Source organism: Eikenella sp. NML03-A-027, from assembly GCF_001648395.1.
In the GTDB taxonomy this organism is placed as follows: Bacteria; Pseudomonadota; Gammaproteobacteria; order Burkholderiales; family Neisseriaceae; genus Eikenella; species Eikenella exigua.
The window spans coordinates 233,313-259,053 of sequence record NZ_LXSM01000003.1 but is presented as its reverse complement, the minus strand read 5'-3'; the positions used below and the strand labels follow the sequence as shown (position 1 = coordinate 259,053).

At 54.3% G+C, this 25,741-nt stretch carries 28 protein-coding genes; 12 read left to right on the top strand and 16 right to left on the bottom strand.

Going from position 1 to position 25,741, the window contains the following annotated elements:
* Window positions 1-353 precede the first annotated feature (353 nt).
* From A7P96_RS01990 to A7P96_RS01955, 8 genes are all read right to left on the bottom strand, one after another.
* Window positions 354-2,030 (bottom strand): formate--tetrahydrofolate ligase, encoded by a 1,677-nt coding sequence (locus tag A7P96_RS01990; RefSeq protein WP_067524337.1) that lies wholly within the window; start codon window positions 2,028-2,030, stop codon window positions 354-356.
* A 215-nt stretch (window positions 2,031-2,245) separates the two neighbouring features.
* Window positions 2,246-2,893, bottom strand: coding sequence for a MarC family protein (locus tag A7P96_RS01985; RefSeq protein ID WP_231863616.1), 648 nt, complete (start codon window positions 2,891-2,893; stop codon window positions 2,246-2,248).
* Between the two features lie 18 nt (window positions 2,894-2,911).
* Window positions 2,912-3,442 carry a cysteine hydrolase family protein gene (locus A7P96_RS01980; RefSeq protein ID WP_067524333.1) on the bottom strand — a complete coding sequence of 177 codons (531 nt, stop codon included), beginning with the start codon at window positions 3,440-3,442 and terminating at the stop codon, window positions 2,912-2,914.
* Between the two features lie 271 nt (window positions 3,443-3,713).
* A complete protein-coding gene (gene rodA / locus A7P96_RS01975) occupies window positions 3,714-4,826 on the bottom strand; it encodes a rod shape-determining protein RodA (protein ID WP_067524331.1) in 1,113 nt (370 codons plus the stop codon).
* A 1-nt stretch (window position 4,827) separates the two neighbouring features.
* Window positions 4,828-6,876, bottom strand: a complete 2,049-nt coding sequence (gene mrdA / locus A7P96_RS01970) for a penicillin-binding protein 2 (protein ID WP_067524330.1) — start codon at window positions 6,874-6,876, stop codon at window positions 4,828-4,830.
* Entirely contained in the window at window positions 6,873-7,376 is a 504-nt protein-coding gene (mreD, locus tag A7P96_RS01965; protein ID WP_067524328.1) for a rod shape-determining protein MreD, read from the bottom strand. The genes mrdA and mreD overlap by 4 nt, the downstream gene beginning before the upstream one ends.
* A gap of 2 nt (window positions 7,377-7,378) precedes the next feature.
* Window positions 7,379-8,266 (bottom strand): rod shape-determining protein MreC, encoded by an 888-nt coding sequence (mreC, locus tag A7P96_RS01960; RefSeq protein ID WP_067524326.1) that lies wholly within the window; start codon window positions 8,264-8,266, stop codon window positions 7,379-7,381.
* A gap of 123 nt (window positions 8,267-8,389) precedes the next feature.
* Window positions 8,390-9,427 carry a rod shape-determining protein gene (locus A7P96_RS01955; RefSeq protein ID WP_067524323.1) on the bottom strand — a complete coding sequence of 346 codons (1,038 nt, stop codon included), beginning with the start codon at window positions 9,425-9,427 and terminating at the stop codon, window positions 8,390-8,392.
* Between the two features lie 212 nt (window positions 9,428-9,639).
* On the opposite strand from A7P96_RS01955, the gene gatC reads away from it, so the two are divergent.
* From gatC to A7P96_RS01900, 11 genes are all read left to right on the top strand, one after another.
* The gene (gene gatC, locus A7P96_RS01950) at window positions 9,640-9,930 is read left to right on the top strand and encodes an Asp-tRNA(Asn)/Glu-tRNA(Gln) amidotransferase subunit GatC (RefSeq protein WP_067524321.1); all 291 of its coding nucleotides are present in this window, start codon (window positions 9,640-9,642) and stop codon (window positions 9,928-9,930) included.
* 111 nt (window positions 9,931-10,041) lie between these two features.
* The gene (locus A7P96_RS01945; RefSeq protein ID WP_067524319.1) at window positions 10,042-10,548 is read left to right on the top strand and encodes a hypothetical protein; all 507 of its coding nucleotides are present in this window, start codon (window positions 10,042-10,044) and stop codon (window positions 10,546-10,548) included.
* A 67-nt stretch (window positions 10,549-10,615) separates the two neighbouring features.
* Window positions 10,616-11,197, top strand: a complete 582-nt coding sequence (locus A7P96_RS01940) for a DUF4303 domain-containing protein (RefSeq protein ID WP_067524317.1) — start codon at window positions 10,616-10,618, stop codon at window positions 11,195-11,197.
* A gap of 78 nt (window positions 11,198-11,275) precedes the next feature.
* Entirely contained in the window at window positions 11,276-12,724 is a 1,449-nt protein-coding gene (gatA, locus tag A7P96_RS01935; RefSeq protein WP_067524315.1) for an Asp-tRNA(Asn)/Glu-tRNA(Gln) amidotransferase subunit GatA, read from the top strand.
* Window positions 12,725-13,011: 287 nt separating this feature from the next.
* Entirely contained in the window at window positions 13,012-14,958 is a 1,947-nt protein-coding gene (locus A7P96_RS01930; RefSeq protein WP_067524313.1) for a 3'-5' exonuclease, read from the top strand.
* A 121-nt stretch (window positions 14,959-15,079) separates the two neighbouring features.
* Window positions 15,080-15,700 carry a trimeric intracellular cation channel family protein gene (locus A7P96_RS01925; RefSeq protein ID WP_023887104.1) on the top strand — a complete coding sequence of 207 codons (621 nt, stop codon included), beginning with the start codon at window positions 15,080-15,082 and terminating at the stop codon, window positions 15,698-15,700.
* A gap of 105 nt (window positions 15,701-15,805) precedes the next feature.
* Window positions 15,806-17,236 (top strand): Asp-tRNA(Asn)/Glu-tRNA(Gln) amidotransferase subunit GatB, encoded by a 1,431-nt coding sequence (gene gatB / locus A7P96_RS01920; RefSeq protein ID WP_067524311.1) that lies wholly within the window; start codon window positions 15,806-15,808, stop codon window positions 17,234-17,236.
* Between the two features lie 207 nt (window positions 17,237-17,443).
* The gene (locus A7P96_RS01915; protein ID WP_067524364.1) at window positions 17,444-17,875 is read left to right on the top strand and encodes a hypothetical protein; all 432 of its coding nucleotides are present in this window, start codon (window positions 17,444-17,446) and stop codon (window positions 17,873-17,875) included.
* 246 nt (window positions 17,876-18,121) lie between these two features.
* Window positions 18,122-18,598, top strand: coding sequence for an LPS assembly lipoprotein LptE (gene lptE, locus A7P96_RS01910; RefSeq protein ID WP_067524309.1), 477 nt, complete (start codon window positions 18,122-18,124; stop codon window positions 18,596-18,598).
* Window positions 18,598-19,605, top strand: coding sequence for a DNA polymerase III subunit delta (gene holA, locus A7P96_RS01905; RefSeq protein ID WP_067524306.1), 1,008 nt, complete (start codon window positions 18,598-18,600; stop codon window positions 19,603-19,605). The genes lptE and holA overlap by 1 nt, the downstream gene beginning before the upstream one ends.
* Before the next feature lie 240 nt (window positions 19,606-19,845).
* Window positions 19,846-20,301, top strand: coding sequence for a hypothetical protein (locus tag A7P96_RS01900; RefSeq protein WP_067524304.1), 456 nt, complete (start codon window positions 19,846-19,848; stop codon window positions 20,299-20,301).
* A gap of 67 nt (window positions 20,302-20,368) precedes the next feature.
* Here the strand turns inward: A7P96_RS01900 and A7P96_RS01895 are convergent, their stop codons facing one another.
* The 5 genes from A7P96_RS01895 to A7P96_RS01875 form a co-directional block, all read right to left on the bottom strand.
* Window positions 20,369-20,563, bottom strand: a complete 195-nt coding sequence (locus A7P96_RS01895) for a DUF1737 domain-containing protein (RefSeq protein WP_067441242.1) — start codon at window positions 20,561-20,563, stop codon at window positions 20,369-20,371.
* Between the two features lie 214 nt (window positions 20,564-20,777).
* Window positions 20,778-21,263, bottom strand: coding sequence for a hypothetical protein (locus tag A7P96_RS01890; protein WP_067524302.1), 486 nt, complete (start codon window positions 21,261-21,263; stop codon window positions 20,778-20,780).
* Between the two features lie 32 nt (window positions 21,264-21,295).
* Window positions 21,296-21,904 (bottom strand): BON domain-containing protein, encoded by a 609-nt coding sequence (locus A7P96_RS01885; RefSeq protein ID WP_067524300.1) that lies wholly within the window; start codon window positions 21,902-21,904, stop codon window positions 21,296-21,298.
* Between the two features lie 38 nt (window positions 21,905-21,942).
* Entirely contained in the window at window positions 21,943-22,533 is a 591-nt protein-coding gene (locus tag A7P96_RS01880; RefSeq protein ID WP_067524298.1) for a phosphoheptose isomerase, read from the bottom strand.
* Between the two features lie 347 nt (window positions 22,534-22,880).
* Window positions 22,881-23,228 (bottom strand): YraN family protein, encoded by a 348-nt coding sequence (locus tag A7P96_RS01875; RefSeq protein WP_067524296.1) that lies wholly within the window; start codon window positions 23,226-23,228, stop codon window positions 22,881-22,883.
* A gap of 126 nt (window positions 23,229-23,354) precedes the next feature.
* Here A7P96_RS01875 and rsmI point away from each other — a divergent pair, with 126 nt between their 5' ends.
* Window positions 23,355-24,230, top strand: a complete 876-nt coding sequence (gene rsmI / locus A7P96_RS01870; RefSeq protein WP_067524294.1) for a 16S rRNA (cytidine(1402)-2'-O)-methyltransferase — start codon at window positions 23,355-23,357, stop codon at window positions 24,228-24,230.
* Window positions 24,231-24,265: 35 nt separating this feature from the next.
* Here rsmI and A7P96_RS01865 read toward each other — a convergent pair whose 3' ends face one another.
* The 3 genes from A7P96_RS01865 to A7P96_RS01855 all read right to left on the bottom strand — a co-directional run bounded on the left by A7P96_RS01865 (window position 24,266) and on the right by A7P96_RS01855 (window position 25,653).
* Window positions 24,266-24,871 carry a murein L,D-transpeptidase family protein gene (locus A7P96_RS01865; protein ID WP_067524362.1) on the bottom strand — a complete coding sequence of 202 codons (606 nt, stop codon included), beginning with the start codon at window positions 24,869-24,871 and terminating at the stop codon, window positions 24,266-24,268.
* A 156-nt stretch (window positions 24,872-25,027) separates the two neighbouring features.
* A complete protein-coding gene (locus A7P96_RS01860; protein ID WP_197476429.1) occupies window positions 25,028-25,234 on the bottom strand; it encodes a hypothetical protein in 207 nt (68 codons plus the stop codon).
* The gene (locus A7P96_RS01855) at window positions 25,231-25,653 is read right to left on the bottom strand and encodes a hypothetical protein (protein WP_067524292.1); all 423 of its coding nucleotides are present in this window, start codon (window positions 25,651-25,653) and stop codon (window positions 25,231-25,233) included. Before A7P96_RS01855 ends, A7P96_RS01860 begins: the two co-directional genes overlap by 4 nt.
* Window positions 25,654-25,741: the final 88 nt, after the last annotated feature.

Below are 25,741 nucleotides of genomic sequence, written 5' to 3'. Positions count from 1 at the left end.
TCTGCTTCAAAGAAACCAACAGGACAATGTCAAAACATCGTCTTGTCTTCTTCTCAACAGTGCAGGTGTAAAACACCCACACTTATCGGTAATCTGATTGTTAAAGAGCTGCTGAACCGTAAAACTGACAACAAAACCGTGCCGTAAGGAACAGCGAAGATGCGGACTATACGCCTACCAAAATATTTTGTCAAATACCGAAAAACAAAATATCCACAAACAAAAACTAAAGCACTAGGGTGAAATGAAATTTACCCGGCATAAATACAACTGACTACTGGCTACTGAAGATACTTGCACAAAAAATAGCCAGGCAACTGTCCGGCTATGAATTCTTTCCACACTAAAACCATTCAGAACAATCCACTAATTACCCCATCATCATCCACATCAATTCGCTCTGCAGCCGGCACTTTTGGCAAACCTGGCATTTTCATCATATTGCCACACAGCACCACAACAAACCCTGCTCCAGCAGACAACGTCAGCCCACGCACAATGATGCGGAAACCTTGTGGTGCACCCAACAACTTAGCATTATCACTGAATGAATATTGCGTTTTTGCCATACAAACGGGCAACTTGTCCCACCCCAATTTTTCCAAATTAGCGATATCAGCCAGCGCCTCCGCACTGAAATCCACATCATCTGCACCATAAATTCTCTGGGCAACCATGCGGATTTTTTCCGGGATACTTTGCTCTACTTCATAAGAGAAGCTAAATTGTGCAGATGATTGTTCGATAACAGCAGCTACTTTACGCGCCAAATCCTCACCACCGGCACCACCTTTACTCCACACTTCGGTAAATGATATTTCCGCACCACGTTGTCGGCAGGCTTCAGCCACCAAATTCAATTCGGCCTGAGTATCAACACTGAATCGGTTGAGCGCTACCACCACCGGCAAGCCAAACACATTTTTCAGATTATCAATATGGCGCAACAGATTGGGTAACCCTTTTTCCAGTGCAGCCAGATTTTCACCGGACAACTCATCTTTTGGTAAGCCACCGTTATATTTCAATGCCCGCACGGTAGCCACTACCACTGCAGCACCCGGCCGTAAACCGGACAACCGACACTTGATGTCGCAGAATTTCTCGGCACCCAAATCCGCCCCAAACCCAGCTTCGGTAACAGCATAATCGGCCAGATGACACGCCAAACGCGTAGCGATAACTGAATTGCAACCATGGGCAATATTAGCGAACGGGCCGCCATGCACAAAAGCAGGTGTACCTTCAATGGTCTGAACAAGATTTGGCTTAATGGCATCTTTTAACAGCACTGTCATTGCACCCTGTGCATTCAAATCGCGTGCATACACCGGGCTACCATCTTTGGTATATGCCACCAATATATTACCCAACCTCTGTTTGAGGTCAGCAATATCTTTGGCCAAACAGAATACCGCCATCACTTCGGAGGCAACAGTTATATCAAAACCATCATCACGCATCACACCATCGGCGATTTTACCTAACCCACCGATAATATTGCGCAAATGGCGATCATTCATATCCACTGCACGCCGCCACAGAATCCGTTTTGGATCAATATTGAGCGCATTACCATGGTAGATATGGTTGTCGATAAGAGCAGCCAAAAGGTTGTTTGCGGCACCAATAGCGTGAAAATCGCCAGTAAAGTGCAGGTTAATATCTTCCATTGGCAGCACTTGGGCATAGCCGCCACCAGCCGCACCGCCTTTGATACCAAACACAGGGCCGAGTGAAGGCTCACGTAGGGCAATGACAGCATTTTTACCGATGCGATTGAGCGCGTCGGCCAAGCCGATGGTTACTGTAGTTTTGCCTTCCCCGGCCGGTGTGGGGCTGATTGCAGTCACCAAAATTAGCTTACCTTGCTTTTCAGGTAGCCTGAATGCATCCACAGGATGGATTTTGGCTTTATATTTACCATAATGCTCCAACTGCTCCGGTTTCAAGCCGAGCTTGGCGGCGATTTCGTCAATATGCCGGATGGAGGCAGCTTGAGCAATTTGAATGTCGGACAATTGGGGCATAACGGTCTCCAAATAAAGAGTTGGAAAAGAAGAGCGTAGCTCTAGGGATTGTACTCTAAATTAGTTGATAAGAAGCGAATATTCATCATTATAGATACAACATATCATGTAATCACTAAAAAATATTGATACAAAATGGCAAAGTGAAAGTTGAGATACAAACAAAAGGGCGGATACGCCCCCGCCCTTCATCACTTCCTTATTTATACTCAAATTTAACCCGTTATTTTCAAAGCCGGGAATAAGCCTCGCAAACCAGCCAATACAATCTCCACCGCAATTGCTGCCAGCAGCAGGCCAGACACGCGGTTGATGATCTTGATGCCAACACTGCCAAGTATTTTGCTCAGTCTGGCCGAACAGGCCAAAATCAAATAACAGGTTACCCCCACCATAAAACAGGCGGCCAGAAGTTGTAGTGCACCCACCCACGTTTCCACATGACTGCTATAAATGATAATGATAGAAAATCCGCCCGGACCAACGATAATCGGCGTAGCCATCGGCACCACGGCAAAGGTAAATTGTTTCTCCGGCGGCAGGCTTAAATGCTCCTTATTTAAATTAGGTTTCACCGGATTATCCTCGCCTCCCATCATGTTCATGGCAATCACAAATACTAAAATGCCACCAGCAATTTGGAAGGCCGGAATACCGATGCCTAGAACTTTCAACAACGGCGTACCAATTACCCCGGCCACCACCATACAGACAAAGGCGCTAATCGCTACCAGGCGCGCGGTTTTACGCTGCTCCTTCAAAGTAAAATCCACTGTTTTATCAACAAAATATCCAAGTGCAATCAATGGATTATTTAGAGCAATCAGGCCAGTGAACAAATACAGGATATGAGTAATCATCATTTCTCTCAAAACATCAAATCAGTCAGATAACAGCGCCACAGCTTCATCTACGCTCGGCATGGCTGCGAAGCGCCCACGCATAATATCGAAATTATGATGCTCATACAGCTCTTTAGCCGACCAGCGGCCATTATCCAGTGTGCTGTTGGCACCTTCTGGCAAAATCACTTCAAAGCCCAAATCGCTGGCAGCCCGCACAGTAGTTTCCACACAGTATTCAGTCATCATACCAACCACCACTAAGCACTCAACTCCGTTGCCACGCAGGTAATCCAGCAAATCCGTACCGCGAAAAGCGCTGCTATACCATTTATCCACTACTTTCTCACCGGCCTGCGGCGCAACAGCGGCAGCAATCTGCCAACCGGGCGAGTTTGGCGCAAAGGGCGAATCCGCCTCGTTATGCCGCACATAGATGACTTCGCGCCCATGCGTACGGGCAGCAAGCAACATTCGGCTGATGGCATCCAACATTTCCACCCCGCGATAAGCTCCCATATCCAGCAATGCCTGCTGGGTGTCTATAACCAACAAAACCATTTTCTTCATTATGCTCTTTCCGTGGCTAATACTACCTGAAAATACTCGCCGCAATAAAGCTTAAAATACCCATTTCTGATCTGAGTAACCAAAAAGAATACCCCCCCAGCATTGGCCGGAGAACTGCCACTATTCTATACAGGCAATGCAACCTTTGCCATTACCAGACACCACACTATGTCAAATGTATTGCAGATTCAACACATATATCATTATTTCTGCCAGCAAACATACAATCCGCAACAAAGGCTACCTGAAATTTCAGGTAGCCTCCACCGCCCTACATCTTGCTCTGCTGATTACTGATGCCCATCAACATAGCAACAATGATCATGATAGAAAGCGTGGCCGTGCCGCCGTAACTCACCAATGGCAGCGGCACACCCACTACCGGCAGGATACCGCTCACCATGCCCATATTCACAAACACATAACAAAACAGCGTCATAGTGAGTGCACCGGCCAAGGTGCGGCTATAGAGCGTAGGGGCTTTGGCAGCAATATAGAGACCACGCCCCAACATGATAGTATACACCGATAGCAGCAGGAGATTGCCAATAAGACCGAACTCTTCACCATACACAGCGAAGATGAAATCCGTGGTGGACTCCGGGATATAGTCAAGATGCGTCTGTGTGCCATTGAGCCAGCCCTTACCCCACACACCGCCGGAGCCGATAGCAGTCATTGACTGCAAAATATGGTAGCCCGCGCCGAGTGGGTCTTTAGTCGGATCGAGCAGGGTCAGCACGCGGGTGCGCTGGTAGTCATGCATACCGTATTGCCACAACAGAGGCAGTGAGGCAAAAAAGCCGACCACAGCCACCGCAATCACCCTCCACGGCAGCCCCGCAAAAAATATCACAAACAGCCCGGACGCCATAATCAACACAGCCGTACCCAAATCAGGCTGCTTCAAAATCAAGAAGCCCGGCGCAACTATCAGCACCAATGCAGCCAAATAATGCTGCCAGCCCAGCTCCGTTTCGTGTTTCTGCAGATACCACGCCACCGTCATTGGCAGCGCAATTTTCATCAACTCTGAGGGTTGCAAACGGATGATGCCCAAATTCAACCATCGTTGCGAACCATTCACAATCACACCGAAAAAGTGCACCCCCACCAACATCAGCAGGCTCACCCCATACAACACAATGGCGAAGTTGCTCAGCACCTGCGGCTGAGTACGGGCAATGCACCACAGCAGCACAAAGCCCACTATCGTGTGCAGGGTTTTGTTTTCCAGCTGGCCGATGTTCTGGCCGTCGGCCGAATACAGCAAAAATAGGCTCATCACATAGATGGCCAGCATGCTGTAAAACAGCCACATGTCCATCGGATCCCAAATTTTCCGCCAGTAGCGGCGGATAGCGTGTTTAGACGGGTGCTGCATATTATCGGGCCTCGGATGCGGCAGCCGGCAAGCTACCTGAAACCACCCGATAGGCAGACAGGGTGCGCACCGCTTGGACGTTAATCAGTGGATACTCTACCTGCCTCATCGCACCATCTCTCGGTACAGCAAGCTTGGGCAGCGGCAGGTTTTTACCGTTTTCGCCCTGTAGTTGCATCAGGTAAAAATCGGCCAACTGGCGCGCCACCGGCGCGGCATTCGCACCCCAGCCACCGTTTTCTAGCAGCACAGCGATGGCGATTTTTGGATTCTGTGCCGGCGCAAAGGCAATAAACCAGGCATGGTCACGGTGGCGTTCGGCCAGCGCGGCCGCGTTATACGATGCACCCTGCCGAATCTGCACCACCTGCGCTGTGCCGGTTTTGCCTCCCATGCTGTATTTCAGCCCCACGCCCATGCGCCAAGCCGTGCCGCCCGGGCGCAACACGCGCTCCATGCTTTGCTTCACAAAAGCGAAATATTCCGGTTTGAACGGTAGGGTGGCACTGGGCTGGGTACCGACTAAAATGCGAGTTTGCTTTTGGTGGTCGGTGAGCTCGCGTACCAAGTGCGGGCGATACCTCACGCCGTTGTTGGCCAGCATGGCGGTGGCGTGCGCCATCTGTAGCGGCGTGTAAGCGTTATAGCCCTGCCCGATGCTGATAGTAACCATATCAGCAGCGCGCCACTGGCGGGCAGATTCGTTGCGCGAATTGGCAAAACGGCGCGCCTTCCATTCGGGGTTAGGCAATATTCCTTTGTATTCATTAGGTAAATCAATGCCGGTTGGCTGGCCAAAGCCGAAGTGCGCCAAATAAGGATAAGCTTTTTCTATGCCCATTTCGTAGCCTAGGCGGTAGAAAAAGGTGTCGGATGACACTTGGATGGCCTTACCCAGATTGGCCGAACCGTGCCCGCTGCGCACCGAATCACGGAACTGGTGGCGGCTGCCGGGAATGCTCCACGCGCCGGGCGCAGGCAGCACAGTGTTGGGCGTAATCTGCCCGCTTTGCAACGCAGCCATGCCCATAAACGGCTTAAAGGTGGAGCCGGGCGGATACAGACCTTGGGTAACGCGGTTGATGAGCGGGCGTTGCCAATCGTCGTTCAGGCTTTTCCACGTATCGCTGTCGATGCCGTCAATGAACAGGTTGGCATCGTAAGTCGGCTTCGATACCAAAACCAGCACACCGCCTGTTTGCGGATCGATAGCCACCACTGCGCCGCGCCGGTTGCCCAACAGTTCACTAGCTTTCTGCTGCATACGGATGTCAAGCGACAGGCGCAGGGTCTGCCCGCTCGCGGCTGGTGCGGTTTTCAAGGTACGCACTATATTGCCCTGCGCATCTTTTTCCACTTCCTGATAACCGGGCACGCCGTGCAGCTGCTGCTCGTAATAGTTCTCTAAACCCATTTTGCCAATGTGGGTGGTGCCGCGATAAAGCTCGTAGCGGTCTTCGCTTTCCAACTGGTCACGGTCTTTGTCGCTGATGCGGCCAATGTAGCCGATGATGTGAGTGGTGAGCCCCCCGTAGGGATATTCGCGAAAAGTGCGTGCATTCACTTCCACACCTTTGAAGCGGAACAGCACCGCTGCCAACCGAGCGGCTTCTTCGGTGCTCAGTTTCAATTTCAGGGGGATGCGTTCGTAGGAGCGGGATTCGGCACGGAAACGCTGGAAGCGCTTCACATCGGCCTCGCTAATTTCCACATACGGGCGCAAAACCGGTATCAAATCCTCAACTTTCATCTCCAATTCGTTGGGGATGACTTCCAGTGAATAAGCTGGATAATTGTGAGCCAGTACCACGCCGTTCACATCGGTGATTTCACCGCGAATCGGCGGAGTGGGGATAAGGGAGATACGGTTGGCAACGGCCTTGTCCACAAATTCATCGTACCTGGCTACCTGAAGTCGCACAAACTGCCATGCCAGCACGCTGAAGAATACTAAAATTATAGCAAACGCCACCATCAAGCGCAGCAGATAATCCTTCTGCCGGCTGCGGGACGGCGCTTTAGCGGGCGTGTAATGGCGGCGCGACTTCATTTACGAGAACGGCGGTAGTGGTCGATGGCGAGCATCATGTTATTCAACTGCGGCCACAACAGGCCAGTGAGGAGCGAAGGCAGCCACAACCGCCACAGAGGAAACGGCTGCTGCTGAAACAGGCTGACCAGGAAAACCACCAGCTGGCTAACCAACACTGCACCCGCCACTGCTACAGCCTGCCAGCCGAAGGAATTGAGCACAACCTGCCGCCGGTTGCGTTCAATCAAAAATGCGGCCACACTATAAGCCAAGCCGTGCTGCCCCAGCAGTGAATTGGTGCCGATATCCACTAGCAAGCCAAGGCAGAACGCCACACCGATGCCGATAAGCCGCGGCCGGTGCAGCAGCCAATAAGCCAGCATTATCAATGTGAAATCAGGCAAAGGAAACACCCAGGGCGGGGGCACTGGAACGAAATCGAAGAGCAACGCCAGCAAAAAGCTGAATACCACCCAGCGTTTGGGTGTGGATTCTTTAAGCGGGGAGATCGGAGACATGCTTATTCCTGCGTATCTTGTTCGGTTAGCGGCTCGGAAGTGGCTTCAGGTAGCCTTGCAGACACTTGCGGCTTCTGCGGAATCACCAGCACATAGCTGCTACTGCTCAGACTGGCTGACGGCGTCAGCACAGTACGGTAATACGGCGTACCGGAATTGCGGTCAGCATGTGCCACTTTGGCAATCGGAATGCCGGCTGGGTAGATACTGTCAATGCCAGAAGTAACCAGCAAATCGCCCTCTTTCAATTCGGCCGACACTGGAAAATAACGCAAATCCAGCGTTTCACCGCGCCCGTACACCAGTGTGCGTACGCCGGTTTCAGCTACCATCGCCGGAATCACCGACTGGCGGTTGTTAATCAGCGCCACCTCCGCTGTAGCCGGCTGTACGGCAGTTACCTGGCCAATTAAGCCTTTTTCGTCACTCACCGGATCACCTACCTGAATCCCGCTGTTACTGCCTTTAGTAATCAACAGACGATCGGCTCGCGGGATACGGCCATTAGATACGATTTCCGCCAGCACTGCCTTGGGCGCAAGCAGCGGCTGCAAACGGTTCAGTGTTTTCAGCTCACTCAATTCGCGCGCCGTCGGCGCTTGCAGCTGCAACTGCATATTCAGACGGGCATTTTCTTCTTTCAGGCGTGTGTTTTCGGCGAGTAGCTGCTGTTTGTCGCGCATAAATGCCATGCCACCACTCACCCATTCTGCCGGCTGGCGTGCCACCCACTGCAAGGGATAAAGCCCGGTCGCCACATAAGACTTAGCCTGCCGCAATGCCGCATAACGGTTGTCCAGTACCATCAATGCCATTGAGACAATCCCCAGCAACACTAGCTTGCCGGCAGAGCTGATAATCGGGCTGACAAAATTGATTTCTTGCGACATAAGGGAGAATAACAGGTAGGTTACCTGGAAACTGAAGACACCGCGCAGGCAGGTCTGACACAAAACAAACTTAAGTGGCATCCTGCTCCGATTTTGCATCACATGGGATGCCACCAGGATAAATCAAGGATTGGGCACAAACACAGAGTTCATTTTGCCGATTAAATCCAGCGCCTTGCCAGAGCCACGCACCACACAGGTAAGTGGGTCCTCGGCAATGCTCACCGGCAGGCCAGTTTCCTCAGCTAGCAAACGATCCAAACCGTTGAGCAGTGCACCGCCACCAGTGAGCACCAGGCCACGATCAGCAATATCCGCGCCCAATTCCGGCGGGGTCTGCTCCAATGCGTTTTTCACAGCCTGCACGATTTGGTTTAACGGCTCAGCCAAGGCTTCCAACACCTCATTGGAACTGATAGTGAAAGCGCGCGGGATACCTTCGGCCAGATTGCGGCCTTTAGCTTCGATTTCGCGCACGGCATTGCCCGGGAAGGCCGTGCCGATGGTTTTTTTGATTTCTTCAGCGGTGGCTTCACCAATCAGCATACCGTAGTTGCGGCGTACATAATTGATAATAGCTTCATCAAACGCATCACCTGCCACACGCACAGAATGGGAATACACCACGCCAGACAAAGAGATGATGCCAACTTCGGTCGTACCACCACCGATGTCCACTACCATGGAGCCAGTCGGTTCTTCAATCGGCAAACCTGCACCGATGGCTGCTGCCATTGGCTCTTCAATCAGATTCACAGAGGCCGCACCAGCCTGTTGCGCCGAATCGTGAATCGCCTTGCGTTCCACCTGGGTCGAGCCGCAGGGCACGCAAATCACGATGCGCGGAGCGGCAGCAAAGCGACTGTTGTTCACCTTGCGGATAAAGTGCTTGAGCATTTTCTCAGTAACATTAAAGTCGGCAATCACCCCATCCTTCATCGGGCGCACCGCCTGAATACCGCCTGGCGTACGCCCCAGCATACGCTTGGCTTCCGCACCCACCGCTACAGTAGCATTTTTATTATTTATGTCACTGGGCAGCGCCACCACCGAAGGTTCGTCCAAAACGATACCGCGGCCTTTAATGTAAATTAGAGTGTTGGCCGTACCTAAATCGATGGCCAGATCATTAGAGAAATATCGGGTGAGAAAGCGGAACATTGCTTTAAATCCTAGCGTTTGAATACTGATGAATACTTTAAAGAAACCAAGCCTATGGAGAGACCGGCGCTGCTTTGCACAACCTTATTCTTATGCCGTGCCGAGAGGCGGGCTTTTAGGCTATAATTCTAACTTTGCAAGCCAGTCTCAAAAGAAACGCGTAATGATACCTGAGATTGGGCTGTTTGCTAAACATAATTTAAGGAATTTTTATGTCGCTTACACTTTCCGACGTTGAAAAAATCGCCCGCCTCTCGCGTTTGAGCCTAACCGAAGCCGAGAAAGCCTCCACCCTCGACGAGCTCAACGGCATTTTCGCCATGGTAGAGCAAATGCAGAGCGTGAATACCGACGGCTTCGAACCGATGACCCACCCACACGAACTCGCCCTGCGCCTGCGTGCTGACCAAGTAACAGAAACCGACCACGCCACCGAATACCAAGCCGTTGCCCCTGAAGTGCACAATCGCCTGTATATCGTGCCGCAGGTGATTGAGGAATAATTTTCAGGTAGCCTGAAAAAGGCTACCTGAAAGCATAAATTTCAACGAAGTTAAAACAAGCAACGCAAATTGCCGTGAAGCCAAAACGCACCCCCCCCCGGAGCAAACATTATGAAAAAACTCTTCCTCACTGCCCTCTTGGGTATTCTCGCCACCACCGCCCACACCGCAGTCAGTCCGGCCGAACGACAAGCCAACCCCAAAGCTGCCGCTATGGTGCGAACCAAGCTTGGCGAAGATGTGCGCCTCTACAACTACCAAAGCGATGGCGACGGCACCTACACTGCCTATCTTTATCCCAACACCATCCACGCTCTCGGCGGCGGCTGGTATTCCGTTGTATCCCGCCACCGCTCGCAACGCACTGGCGCTGAGCCCTATATGCTGGTATCCGACTGGGTGTTCTGCGGCAGAGGTAAACACCAATCCGTGATGAGCGCACTGGCCTTGTTCAATTCAGATGGCAGTCTAAACGGTTTAAAAGACACCCACCCCTACACCAAGCCTGCCGAACTGAGTGAAGCAACCATCAACGGACTCAACGCTGTAGGTGGCGAAGAGCAACACACCGCCAAAATGATACAAGCCGTGTGCGACCACGTTAGTGCAGCCAAATAAACCTGCCCGCAAGATTTTCAGGTAGCCTCAAAACAGCAAAGGCTACCTGAAAACCCAAAGAAACCCCATGCTATCCAAGCAACAACACCTGCACACCGCCGCCGTTAGCCACATCCGCCAATGTTTCAGCCGCATCAAGCAGCAGGTTGAACAGGCAGGCAAAGAAGTTGTCGCGTATTATTTCTATCTGGTAGACGACTTTTTTGCCGCCGGCAACGCCGCCATCTCCCATCAAGACTTGGCTGCCTTTGCCGCCGAGCACGCAGACGAATACAAAAACTGTACCATTTTGCAGGCAATTTGGGATGGCAGATGTACACTTTATGACGGCAAAGCCGCAATCCAGAACGTTTCAAAAAACTGGCTGGAAAACCAAAGCGAGCTCTACCAAGCTGGATACCGCAGCATAGAAAACCTAGATGACGATGACGACACCTATCAGCAAAAACGCACCGAATACGAAACTGCCCTGATAGCCGCACTGCAGCAATGCGATCAAGAAGGCCTGTTCGGTAATCGTGCTGAAAACGGCATATTACTGTTTGCATTTTATATTGATGATTATGATGAAAATGACGAACAATCGCTGCTGTACCGTTCCGCCACGCAGCTCAACCAACCGGATACTTACCAAAAATTGATAGGCTGATATTTTCAGACGGCCTCAAAAAGCAGCCTGTACTATTAACCCTTTAAAATTCCACTTATTTTCAACCGAAAGACCCTCATGACCCAATATACTATCAAACAAGCCAGCCAACTGCTGCAATCCAAACAAATCTCCGCTGTCGAACTGGCAACCGAATACCTCGCCGCCATTGCTGCGCAGAACCCGGCTATTAACGGCTACATTACTCTTGATCAAGACAAAACCCTTGCCGAAGCACGCGCCGCCGACGAGCGTATCGCGCAAGGTAATGCCACGGCTCTTACCGGCGTACCCATCGCCTACAAAGATATTTTCTGTCAAACAGGCTGGCGCAGCGCGTGCGGTTCCAAAATGCTGGACAACTTCGTCTCCCCCTACACTGCCACCGTCGTACAAAACCTGCTCGACGAAGGCATGGTAACGCTCGGCCGTACCAATATGGACGAGTTTGCAATGGGCTCGACCAATGAGACCTCGTTCTACGGCGCGACTAAAAACCCGTGGAATCCCGAACACGTCCCAGGCGGCTCGTCCGGCGGTTCCGCAGCCGTCGTTGCCGCACGTCTTGCTCCTGCCGCGCTCGGTTCGGACACCGGCGGCTCCATCCGCCAGCCTGCCTCACACTGCGGCATCACCGGCATCAAACCTACCTACGGCACGGTTTCCCGCTTCGGTATGGTCGCCTACGCGTCCAGTTTCGACCAGGCCGGTCCGATGGCGCAAACTGCCGAAGACTGCGCGATTTTGCTCAATGCGATGGCAAGCTTCGACGAGCGCGATTCCACCAGCTTGGAACGCAGCAAAGAAGACTACACCCGCGATTTGGGCAAACCGCTCAAAGGCATGAAAATCGGTCTGCCCAAGGAATATTTCGGCGAAGGCGCGGATGCCGATGTGCAGGCTGCTCTGCAAAACGTCATCGACCTTTTAAAAGCGCAAGGTGCGGAAACCATTGAAGTTTCCCTGCCGCAAACCGCCCTATCCATTCCCGCTTACTACGTCCTCGCTTCCGCCGAAGCCAGTACCAACCTTTCCCGCTACGACGGCGTGCGCTACGGCCACCGCGCCGCCCAATTCAGCGACCTAGAAGAAATGTACAGCAACACCCGTGCCGAAGGTTTCGGCAGCGAAGTCAAACGCCGCATCATGATCGGTACTTATGTGTTGTCGCACGGCTACTACGATGCCTATTACCTGAAAGCCCAAAAACTACGCCGCCTCGTTGCCAACGATTTTCAGACGGCCTTCGCGCAATGCGACTTCATCCTCGCCCCAACTGCGCCCACCGCCGCCCCCAAACTCGGCAGCGACATCCACGACCCCGTGCAGATGTACCTTTCCGACATCTACACCATCGCCGTGAATCTAGCCGGCTTGCCCGCCCTGACCCTGCCCGCAGGTTTCAGCAGCAGCGGACTGCCCATCGGCGTGCAATTCATCGGCAACCACTTCTCCGAAGCTAAAATTCTTGGCGCAGCGCATCAAGTGCAGTTGGCGAGCGATTGGCATACGAAAGTGCCGGTGTGAGGTTTTCAGGTAGCCTTTTGAGGCCGTCTGGAAAAGGCTACCTGAAATTTGTGAAGTCCATAGTACTTTTTGTTTTGAATAACCTTTTCGGGTGGCCTGAAGTAATTTTCCAACCTAAAACCCTAGAAAGCTACGCTGAACTACTTAAAAAATATGAAGGCTTGGGTGGCAAGTTTAAAACTAGGAATAGCCTATAAATTAGGTATTTGTAACCTATACTGCTTCCCTGAGCATGAGGCTACCTGAAAATTTAAAACGGAAAACAAAGATTAAAGAGGAAAACATCTATGCCACAGTTTATCCCTGAACTGAGCGAGCACATCCGCAAAGCCATGACTGCAGGCGAGCGTAAAACCGCCGATTTCCTGCGCGAATATTTGGCCGAAGACTGCATCGTTTGGTACAACGTGCCGATGGGTAAGAAACGGCTGTATGCCGATTTCCTCGTACTGTTTCCAAACAGGGGGCTGCTGTGCTTGGAAGTAAAGGACTGGGCGGGCAGCAGCTTTAGGCGCATGACCCAGACCGAGTGTGAAATGGTGTTCGAGCACACCGCGAAAACAGTCAAACACCCGTTGGAGCAGGCGCGCGGCTATATGTTCCAAATCATCGACTTGTTATCAAAAGAAACCCGCTTGCAGCACACCGAGGGTGAATACAAAGGCAGGCTGCGCATCCCCTACGCGCACGGCGTAGTTTTTACCCGTTTCAATCGCAGCGACATCGCCAAAATTACCGACATCGCCAAATTCGACCATCTGATGCCGCACACGCAAACGCTATATAAAGATGATTTGAAAAGCGGGCAGGGCAACGCGCACATCGCCGACAGGCTGGCCGCCATGTTCCCCTACCGCATCGAATGCAGCCTGAGCCGCAGCGAAACCGACCTCATCCGCTGGCATTTGTTTCCCGAAGTCCGCATCAACCCGCCCGAGCAACAGGAACTCTTCTCTGCCGACCAGGCCGACGGCAAAATGGAACAGCAGCCTGAGCACCCAGCTGCCGACTCTGTGCCGCACCCCATCGCCGCGCCCGACATCATCAAAATCATGGACATCCAACAGGAGCAGCTTGCCCGCAGCATCGGCGGCGGCCACCGCGTCATTCACGGCGTGGCAGGCAGCGGCAAAACCCTGATTTTGCTGATGCGCTGCCAATACCTGGCCGAACAGTCCGACAAACCCGTTTTGGTACTGTGCTACAACCGCGTATTGGCCGATAAATTACGTACCGCCGTGGCCGACAAAGGCTTGGCGGAAAAAGTGGAGGTGTGCAGCTTCCATCAATGGTGCGGCAAACTGCAAAAAGCATACGGGTTGGAGACGCCCGAGCGCTACCGCCATCTGCCCGGTTACGAACACGCCCCGCTGACCGTACTGCAAGCCATGCACGACGGCACACTGTCCGGCGGCCGCTACGGCGCGGTGCTGATTGATGAAGGGCATGACTTCGAAGCCGACTGGCTGCGCCTGAGCGTGTATATGCTCGACGCCGACAACGGCCATTTGCTGCTGCTCTACGACGATGCCCAGGCCATCTACAAAAAAAGCGGCGCAGGCTTGGGCTTCACCCTATCCAGCGTCGGCATCAAAGCCCAAGGCCGCACCACCATCCTACGCCTGAACTACCGCAACACCAAAGAAATCATCGGCTTCGCCTACCTGTTTGCCCAAAACAAAATGCAGCCGCACGAAAGCGGCGAAGACGGCGTACCTCTGGTCGAGCCCGAAGCCGCAGGCGTAAACGGTATTTCGCCCTATATCAAAGAATGCTCCGACTGGCAGGGCGAGCTCGACTACCTTGCCCGCTGCCTCGACAAATGGCTCAAAGACCGCATTCCGCCGCAAGACATCGCCGTCATCTGCTACAACAAAGAACAATGCAACGACGTTGCCAAACTGTTGAAACAAAAAGGCATCCGCCATTCCCTGCATTACGGCGGCAGCAAAAAGGCCTACAATCCGCACAACAACGCTGTTGCCGTCTTTACTATGCACAGCAGCAAAGGCCTCGAATTCCAGCGCGTGATGCTGATGGGCATCTGTACCTTGAAGCATAAAGACGCAAACCAGGAAGCCGACAACACGCGCCTGCTCTACGTTGCCATGACCCGCGCCCAAAACTACCTGATGATTACCCTTTCCGGCAACGGCCTCTACCAAAGCCGCCTGCTCGACAGTTATCGGCAGTTCAAGCAGTTAAACGGCAACAATGTAGATAAGGCTACCTGAAAGCAGTTTAAGGTTACTAACCAGCATGAATGCACAACCCATGAAACTTTTCAGGTAGCCTTTAAGGCCGTCTGAAAACCTATTTAACCAGCTAACACTGCCTGCAAGGCTACCTGAAACCATGACCACCACCGACTTCATCCAAATCATCGGCACCGCCGCCTTCGCCGTGTCCGGCTACCTCGTCGGCTACAGCAAGCGGCTCGACGTGCTCGGCGTGGTCATCACCGCCCTGCTTACTGCCGTGGGCGGCGGCATGATGCGCGATGCGCTGGTAGGACATGTGCCACAGGTGTTCCGGCACACCGACGCGCTCATTGTGGTATTCGCCACCCTCGCTATCGCCTGGCTGCTGCGCGTGCAACGCTACCGCCGCACCCATCTTGCCGCCGCCTTCCTAATTGCCGACGCCATCGGCCTGGCCGCCTTCAGTATCACCGGTGCGCAAATCGGCATCGGCCTGCAATTAAACCTGTTCGGCGTGATCGTGCTCGCCTTTGTAACCGCTGTGGGCGGCGGTATTGCCCGCGATATTTTGGTGAACGACGTGCCCATCGTATTGCGTGCCGACCTCTACGGCAGCGTTGCCATCTTCATCGGCGGGCTGATGTATTTCCTCGCGCGGATCGGCTGGATAAACGCCTTCACCCTGCATCTGCTGTTTGCCGCCGGCCTGTTTTTGCGGTTGGCTGCCTACCGCTTCCACTGGCAGCTTCCCGGCTTCCAGCCGCGCAGAAAATAGCGGCAAAAGGCCGTCTGAAAGATAGAATCTGGGTTTTCAGGTAGCCTCTGCCCAACCGGAAATCCTTACAAACCGATTAACCCTTCTTCAACAGAAAGACCCCTTATGACCTGGGAAACCGTAATCGGACTGGAAATCCACGTCCAACTCAACACAAAATCCAAAATTTTCAGCGGCGCATCGACTGCATTCGGTGCGGAACCCAATGCGCACGCCAGCGTGGTGGAATGCGCGCTGCCGGGCGTGCTGCCGGTAATGAACCGAGAAGTCGTTGAAAAAGCCATCAAATTGGGCTTGGCTTTGGATGCGAAAATCAATCAGAAAAACGTGTTCGACCGCAAAAACTACTTCTATCCTGATTTGCCAAAAGGCTATCAAATCAGCCAGTTGGATTTGCCGATTGTCGAACACGGCAAGCTGGAAATCGTGGTCGGCGACGCGGTGAAAACCATCAACGTAACCCGCGCGCACATGGAAGAAGACGCGGGCAAATCCGTGCATGAAGGCTTGAACGGCGCAACCGGTATCGACCTGAACCGTGCCGGCACGCCGCTGTTGGAAGTCGTATCGGAACCCGAAATGCGCTCCGCCGCCGAAGCCGTCGCCTACGCCAAAGCCCTACACAGCTTGGTCACATGGCTGGACATCTGCGACGGCAATATGGCGGAAGGCTCGTTCCGCGTCGATGCCAACGTATCCGTGCGTCCGAAAGGCCAAGCGGAATTCGGCACGCGCCGCGAGATTAAAAACCTCAATTCCTTCCGCTTCTTGGAGCAGGCGATTAATTACGAAGTAGAAGCGCAAATCGAGATTTTGGAAGACGGCGGCAAGGTACAACAGGCAACCATGCTGTTCGACCCAGAAAAAGGAGAAACCCGCGTGATGCGTTTGAAAGAAGACGCGCACGACTACCGTTACTTCCCCGACCCCGATTTGCTGCCCGTCATCATTTCAGACGACCGGTTGCAAAAAGCCAAAGAAGAAATGCCCGAACTGCCGAAAGAAATGGCGGTACGTTTCGTAGCTGATTATGGCGTAAACGACTACGACGCGCGCCTGCTCACCGCCAGCCGCGTGCAGGCTGCCTATTTTGAAGAAGCCGCCAAAGCCAGCGGACAAGGCAAGCTGACTGCCAACTGGATGAACGGCGAACTCGCCGCCACGCTGAACAAAGAAGGCATGGAACTTGCCGACAGCCCGATTACCGCCCCACGCCTCGCCGCGCTGGTGGGCAAGATCGCTGACGGGACTCTAAGCAGCAAGTTGGCGAAAAAAGCCTTTGAAGCCATGTGGGCTGAACCCGAAGCCACCATCGCCGAAATCATTGAAAAACACGGCTTGCAACAGATGACCGATACCGGCGCGATTGAAGCGATGGTGGACGAAGTGCTGGCCAACAACGCCAAAGCCGTGGAACAGTTCAAATCCGGCAACGAAAAAGCCTTGAATGCGATTGTGGGACAAGTGATGAAGGCCAGCAAAGGCAAAGCTAATCCAGCACAGGTGCAAGAGTTGGTTAGAGCGAAGTTGGCGTAAGGAACAGGCTACCTGAAAAGTTCGAGAATCAGCTTTCAGGTAGCCTGATCACACTGTCTGAAAGTTTGCCCGACTATACATACACTGTGTGAATAATAAGGTGCAGGCTACTTTCGCCTACTAAAAAACAAGCTGCACTGTTTTCCCAATCAACCCGCGCTTAAGCAGGAACAGGAATAGGCAATGGTTTTATCTTTGGAGATCTTTATGAAAATTACCAAAATCATAGTTTTATGGCTGGCGTTGGTCGGCAGTACATGGGCAGCTGGTTTGGATGCATCGGATGCCGGCGAATACGTGCTACTGGATAAGAAGCAGCACCCCACGCAGGTGCAGATGCGCTATTACCAGCGCGGCACGCAATGGATGATGGACGGGAAAAACGGCAACAGCCCATGGGCACCGGTGTGCCAAGGCTCAGGCGAATGCCGTTTGCAGACTTCTTCCGTGCAGAAAGTGCGCGAATGGAAAGCCTTGCTGCCGTCTGAACTCCGAGTTATGCCGATGGTGTGCATCCACAATCAAGCATTTGCGTTTTGCCGCATGAGCAAGCCCGATAACCCGAACATGCGCCTGTATTGGTGGTTTGCCTGGCGCAACGGACAAACTTATGCGCTGGGTGCAAACCGTACCCGCTGATGCGCATATCAATAAGCTCAGAGATTCTTGCCCAATACTGCCCGTACCGAAACCAATACCGGGCAGAACTGATTGACCTGACTACTGATTTTGTACGCACGGAAAACCATGTCATGTATAGCCTGAGTCCATACTGAAAAGCTACCTGAAAACACCTATCCGTTTTCAGGTAGCCTCCCCCATCCACAATCCGCTAGAATACGCCCCCAAGCCGCCGCCTCTTGCGGCGCAATCCAAGGAAACACCATGAAAAAATATCTGATGCTGCCTCTTTTGCTGTTGCTCGCCGCCTGCGGCTTCCGCCTGGCCGGCAGCGACCCCGTGCTCAACCCGCCCCTGCCCTACCAAACCTGGGCCGTACAAGGGCGCGAATTGCAGCAAAATATCGAAACCGAACTGCTGCGCCGCCACGCCAAGCTCGACAGTGCCTTTGCCGATGCCGTGGTCAAAGTAACCGCTATCCAAACCAATAAAAACATCCAAACCCTCAACCTCTCCGGCACAGTAACCGAATACCAGCTGGAGCTCAAAGTAGCCGCCCAAGCCTGGCGCGGCGAAAAAGCCCTGGGCGAGCCCATGCTCATCAGCGTATACCGCACGCTGGACTATAGCGACAGCGAAATCCTCGGTAAACAAGAAGAAGAAGCCCAACTCTGGGCCGATATGCGCGTGGACGCCGCCCGCCAGCTCGTGCGCCGCCTGGGCTACCTGAAAGCCGAATAATGGCCGCCATCAGCACCGAACGCCTGCTGCCGCAGCTCAAACAGCCCCTGCAAGCGCTGTATGTGCTGCACGGCGAAGAAGCCCTGCTGCGGATAGAAGCCTTAGATGCCATCCGTGCCGCCGCCAAAGAGCAGGGCTACCTAAACCGCGAAACCCACACCCCCGACACCACCGCCGACTGGCAAGACCTCCTCGCCTCCGCCAACAGCATCGGCCTGTTTGCCGAACTCAAACTGCTCGAAATCCACCTGCCCGGCGGCAAGCCCGGCAAAGCCGGCGGCGAAGCCCTCGAACAACTGGCCGCCAACCTCCCCCCCGACACCGTAACCGTCATCCTCCTGCCCAAACTTGAGCGCGCCCAAACCCAGGCCAAATGGTTTGCCGCCCTCAGCCGCAGCGGCACCGTAGTCGAAGCCAAAGCCGTTGATGCCCAGGCTCTGCCCGGCTGGATACGCGGCCGCCTCGCGCAGCATCATTTATCCATCGGCAACGAAGCGCTGGCCCTGTTTGCCGAGCGCGTGGAAGGCAACCTCTTGGCCGCCAAGCAGGAAATCGACAAACTCGCCCTGCTCTACCCCGCCGGCCACGAATTGGGCATTGCCGAAACCGAAGCCGCCGTGGCCGACGTAGCCCGTTTCGACGTATTCCAGCTCGCCGCCGCCTGGATGAGCGGCGAACCCGCCCGCGTGGTGCGCCTGCTCGAAGGCCTCGAAGCCGACGGCGAAGAACCCGTGATGCTGCTGTGGATGCTGGCCGACGACATCCGCACCCTCATCCGCCTCACCGCCGCCCTCAAACAAGGGCAAACCGTAGCCCAAGTGCGCAACAGCCTGCGCCTGTGGGGCAGCAAACAACAGCTCGCCCCCCTGGCCGTGCGCCGCATCCCCACCCCGCGCCTCATCGCCGCCCTGCAAGAATGCGCCCGCATCGACCGCATCATCAAAGGCGCAGAAACCGGCGAAGCCTGGCCCACCATCCGGCAGCTGCTGGTGGGTTTGGCCGGATAATGGGTATCGGTGCAATCCAGTATAATATATATTACTTCCAATAGGGATTGAAACAAAGCGGCAAGTCACAACAATAAGAACGATACAGCAAGGCGAACCAAGACCGTATCGTTCCCCCCCCCCACTAGGGCGACTATATTTTCAGGCAGCCTCCCGCACACTGTAGAGGCTACCTGAAAATACCCGCCAACAATATAGCAATCTAATCATGACTTTTTTCAAGCAAACCAAGAAGAAACTATGTCCCCTAAAGCCAAAAAAATCCTCATCAGCGGCGCCCTTGCCATCGTCCTTCTAGGCTGGCGCGGCTACGATGCTGTTAAAACCGTGAAGCTGAAAGAGTTTGTAGAACACTACAATGTGTTCATCAACAACGAAAACCGCTTCCTCACCCATCTAAATAAGCGTACCGATTTCGGCAGTGTGCCCGAAGCTGTGATGATGCCGGTGCGGCATAGTGCCGGGTTTATGGCCAATTCCGACCGAGGCGGCTGCCACTCGATTCCTGATGATGCCCTGCTTGCCGAATGCACCAGTGCCTTTAGCGAATACCACAGCGTGCTGCAAGAAGTGGAAAAACAGGGGCTGGACGAAGCGCGGCTAAAACAGGTGGTTGAACGCGGCACCCGCACACACAGCATCATCATCCAAGTGGCCGCGAAGTTTCCGAGCCGGGTTCAAGTGCAGAGCAATTGATTGCGCGCCCAGACACCATAAAGGCTACCTGAAAAGTTTTCAGGTAGCCTTTGCTATTTGCTGCATATCAATATTCGCTCAACGGCTTATTCGGGTCGTATTGCGCCACTTCTTTCACAATCGCCTGCCCCACGCGCACGCCGTTGTCGGTGTGCGCCAAGGTCGGGCTGCCGTGCAGCTCCCAACCTTGTTGCAGGGCTTCGGTTACGCGGCGGCAGAACACGGAATCGTCTGTGCCGGTAAGCAAGCGGTAAACTTTCACTATCTCTCTCCTCTTAACTATAGCTGAAGCACATTTTCTCATACCAAGCAGCAAGCCGCAGACAGTACAACGCAATACGGCAAAACAAGCCAACGCAGTAGGAAGAAATACGTGTAACTATAGCAATAGCCGGCCATGAAACATTGCTGTAACCATAACCACAAACAGGCTGCCTAAAACTTCGCTACACTGCGCTTTACAGGTACCCTCCGTTTTAAAACAGGCTATCCACCGGATTGCCACCGCCATCGCCTCCAGGCTGGCGCGGCTGGGGTTGCGGCGCAGGTTTCACCGGCACCTCAATCGGTCGGATTTCGGTTTCCTGCTGCGGGGCAACCGGCTGAATCGGCACTTCTTCCCCAGCAGGGGTGGCCGGTGTAGCACGACGCGACGCGGCGGGGCGCTCTTGTGCCGGCTCGGACGCCTGGGAAGCGGCATTCATATCGGCAGCCGGCGGCAAGCTGTAGGTTTGGCCGGCCACAGCCGATGCGCCGTTAGGCTGCCAAATTTCCACGCCCTGCTGCGGTGCGGAAGCATCGCCGGGGCTCCGCACTGAATCGGATTTTTGCATCGTGAGCCAAGCCATGGCCACCAGCGCGAACACCACGATAAAGGCCACAATAAATGCAATCCACACAATGCGGCTAAACGTGCTGCGCGGCGGCTTTTTGGAAGAAGAAGGCATTTCTTTGCCGGTCATGAACTTTCCTTACAATTCAAAGATAAGCGTGTTTAGCGCACATTGCTGGGCACGAAGGTTTCATACAACGTAACCACTTGCTGCACGCCGGCGGTGGTGCTCACGGTGTTGCTCACCAGCGCCTGCTCTTCAGGCGTGAGGATGCCCATCACATAAGTAACGCCGTTATACGTTACCACTTTCACATGATTGGCCGACACGCCCTTGGTGCCGAGCAAGGTAGTGCGTACTTTGGAAGTAACCCACGAATCGTTGCTTACCTCGCCGAAGCCGCGTGCGCTGGTGGCGACCTGAATATAGTTGTAAATCTTCTCAGCATTGGGCTGGGCGCGCGCCACGCGCTCTACAAATGCCTTGTCGGCCTCGCTGGCCACCAAGCCCATCAACAGCACCTGGCGGTTGAAGCTCACCACGGAAAGCTTCGGCTCAAAGCCCTGCATAGTGTTATTGCTGCGCAGATGGGTGAGCGCCGTGTTTTGGATGCGCACTTCCATCACTTGGTCGTCGGCCTGCGCGCCGGTGCTGCGGCGGTCGGTGGCCGACATCACGCCGAACGCGCCCGCGCCCACCAGCGCGGTAAAACAGCCGGAAAGCGGCAGCGGCAGCAGGCACAGCAGCAGGAGGCGGAAACTTTTTTTCATGGTTTATTGTCCTTATTGGGCGGAAATGGGTGAAGCGTTTATTCTTCAAACAAAGCGGTATCGATATGATCGCACAGGGCGTGAATCAGCAGGATATGGATTTCCTGAATCCGCGCCGTGCGCTTATGCGGCACGTTGAGCAACACATCGCCTTCTGCCAGCACGCCGGCGATTTTGCCGCCGTCGCGCCCGGTGAGCACCACCACGCTCATACCCTGCTCGCGGGCGGCTTCGATGGCAGCAAGCACATTGCCGGAATTGCCGGAAGTGGAAATCGCCACCAGCACATCGCCCGGGCGGCCGAGCGCCGACACTTGGCGGGCAAAAATCTGATCAAAGGCATAATCGTTGCCGATGGCGGTGAGCGCGGAAGTATCGGTAGTGATCGCGATGGCGCCCAGCGGCATACGTTCTTTTTCAAAACGGCCGGTGAGCTCGGCGGCAAAATGCTGCGCATCGGCTGCCGAACCGCCGTTGCCACACACCAAAATCTTGCCATCGGCCATCAGCGAATCCAACAGCAAAGCCGCTGCCCGCGCCGTCGGCTCGGCCAATTGTTCGGCACACTGCTGTTTGGCGGCAATGCTTTCTTGAAAATGCTGCAATACGCGTTGGGCGGCTGGGTTCATAAAGTCTACCTGAAAATAAAAAATGAAAACGTCGGCTATTGTAGCGGCATATGGTGGTTTGAACAATTGCTGGCAACAGGCAAGCGGGTAAGGGCTACCTGAAACATCGCCTGCAACACGGCTAAAACAAGCAGCGCCAGTTGCTGTCAAGCACAAAACACATCCGCATTTTCAGGTGGCCTTTACCACCGCGGGCGAGCAAAGCACCGTTTAGGCTTGCCTGTGTGGTCAATACCAACCTCACTGCAAGCACCAAAGGCTACCTGAAAACCAGTAACGCAAGTTTCTGCAAAGCCAAAAAATCCAACCCTCTTTCAAGTAGCCTTGCGCCAGCACCGACTGTCGCTTCAATACCCGCCGATATTCTGAACCCATTGCGGCGGCTGATCGCCTTCAATCAATATGGCATCGATACGGCAAGGTTGATTCGGCGCATTTTGCTGGAGCCAGGTTTCGGCGCTGCGGCTGAGTTTGGCCAGTTTGGCCGGAGTGATGCTCGCTGCCGCGCCGCCGAAGCTTTGGCTGCGCCGCTGCCGCACCTCCACAAACAAATACACCCCGCCCTGCTCGGCGATGATGTCGATTTCACCATAGCGGCAATGCCAGTTGCGCACCAGGATACGGCAACCCTGTTTTTTCAGGTAGCCTACGGCGGTATCTTCGGCAGCTTGGCCGGTGGCGTGGTTAAGGCGCATAGTTTTCCTTTCGTGCGATACCGTAAATCAGCTCCGCTTCCGCCACGGCCTGCCCCGCCTTGTATCGGAAGCGAATTTAATTTGCTATAGTTTGCGGCGTTTCAAACGCAATCATACCCGAAGAGAATGTGGCAAAAAATATTGGATAAGGTGGCCGCGCAGATTGAGCCGCAAACGCTGTATGTGGTGGCAACGCCCATCGGCAACCTGGCCGACATCACGCTGCGTGCGCTGGCGGTGTTGCAACGGGCAGACTTGGTATGCGCGGAAGACACGCGCGTGAGCCAGCAGCTGCTCTCCGCCTACGGCATCCGCGCCAAGCTCGTGAGCGTGCGCGAACACAACGAGCGGCAAATGACCGAAACCATCACCGCCGCGCTCGCCGCCGGGCAGGTGGTGGCGCAAATATCGGATGCGGGCACGCCGGCGGTATGCGACCCCGGAGCGCGGCTGGCCGCGGGCGTGCGGGAAGCAGGTTTCAAGGTGGTGCCGGTGGCCGGAGCCAGCGCGGTGATGGCGGCTTTGAGCGTAGCCGGGGTAACGCAGTCAGATTTTTATTTTGCCGGCTTTCTGCCACCCAAGGCGGGCGAACGGGTGCAATGGTTTGAGCGTTGGCGCGAAGTGCCCTATGCCGTGGCAATGTTTGAAACGCCGCACCGCATCGAGGCGGCACTCGCCCAAATGGCCGAAATCCTGCCCAACCGACATTTGGTGCTGGCACGCGAAATTAGCAAAACATTTGAAACCTTCATCAGCGGCAACGTAGCCGAAGTGCTGGCCGCCGTGCGTGCCGATGCCAACCAGACGCGCGGCGAGATGGTGCTGGTGCTGCATCCGCCCGAAGCCGCCGCTACCAATGAACTAAACGACCAGGCGCGGCACATCATGAGCCTGCTCACCGCCGAACTGCCGCCGAAAAAAGCCGCCGCGCTGGCTGCGGACATCAGCGGGGCAAACAAGAAGGCACTGTATGAATGGGCGGTGGCGCAGAAGCGGGAATAGAAACAACTGAACCACATAAAAGGCTACCCTGCCCGCTAAGGCAAAATCTCAATTTCAGCATGCGGTTTGACGTGAGCGTAAAGTTCGTCGATTTCGCCATCGGTTACAGCAATGCAGCCGTGGGTCCAATCGCGTCGCAGGTGTTGCGCGCCGATAAGGCCTAGGCCGTTGCGCAGGCCGTGGATTTTGATGTCGCCACCGGGGCTTTTGCCTTGTTCGGCAGCATGGGCGCGGTCGGCGGCGTTAGGGTAGGAAATGCCGAGATTTTTATAATAGCCACTGTAGGGATTGCGGTCGTTGACGGTGTAGCGGCCTTCGGGGGTTTTGCCGTCGCCTTCAAATTGTTTATGGCCAACCGGGCTAAAGCCGAGTGCGATGGGATAGGTTTTCAGTAGATTGCCTTGCGCATCATAGGCATCCATTTCACGCTCGTCCTTGCGTACAACGAGTTTGGCAATTTCGCTGCCCGGCGGCAGGGCGGGCTGTTGCAATAGGCTTTGCTGCCTGGGGCTGAGGCCGGCACTGTTGCCTGTGTTGGGCAGGCTGCCGGGCGGGTTGCTGCTGTGCCGCAGAAAAACATAGCCGCCGAGCAGCAGAAGAATTGTGCCGAATAATAGGGCAAGTAGCGGTTTTTTATTCATGGGTTTGGCATCGATTTGAGCTTCGCCGCAACTCGCGTGGCTCGTTTCCACTGCATTGAAGATTCGGTTTTCAGGTAGCCTTTAAGCTTCTTTGCTTGCTTCGTAGTGGTAGTGCTCCAGATGGGCGCTGCTGAAATTTTGGATGAATTGGGCGGTTTATTGCTCGTCTTTGGTGGGGCGGATGATTTGGCTTTGCACTGCCCAATCATACACCGGCTGATCAATTGGATAGGCGGTGAGCAGGCCGCTGAGGACGTATTGCTGAATCCAGCGCTCTGCGTTTTCTTTACCGGAAAAGCAGGCCGACACATTCCGGCTGCCGCTGCCTTGAAACACCCAAATCCGATTATCCGCCTGGCTCATACCGCTGCCCCTTGGTTCAGCCGCTCGAGCAGTGCGCCATCTTTGCCGAATTCGGCCAGCGTGCCACCTATATCGAACCAGACTTGCTGGTTTGGTTCGCCGCTGCCATCCAAATGCCAGGCCGCCCAGCTATATACGCCTTGGAGCTCGTGAGTGCGGCCAGCGCCGGACACGTGCAGACAAAACTCAAAGGCCACGGCGGTGCGGCTTATGGTTACGGTTTCGGGATTGCTTTCGGAGCGGGTGCCGACGGTGAGCCAATCGGGCGGGGAGGTAACGGCAAAATCGAGCAGGCGGCTGTCGGCCACTTGTTCGCGCAGAATGCTTTCGATGCTGCATCGGATTTCTGCATAGGGTTCATCGGCAAGCCATTGCAACATATGCCGGGTGTCGTCGAGGAGTTGGAAGTTGTCTTTCATGATTTTGAATCAGGTAGTTGTGGTTTCAGGTAGCCTCCACCCACCATGCTTTCTGCCACAGGGCTGGCGCGCACTTCTGCCTAGGCGG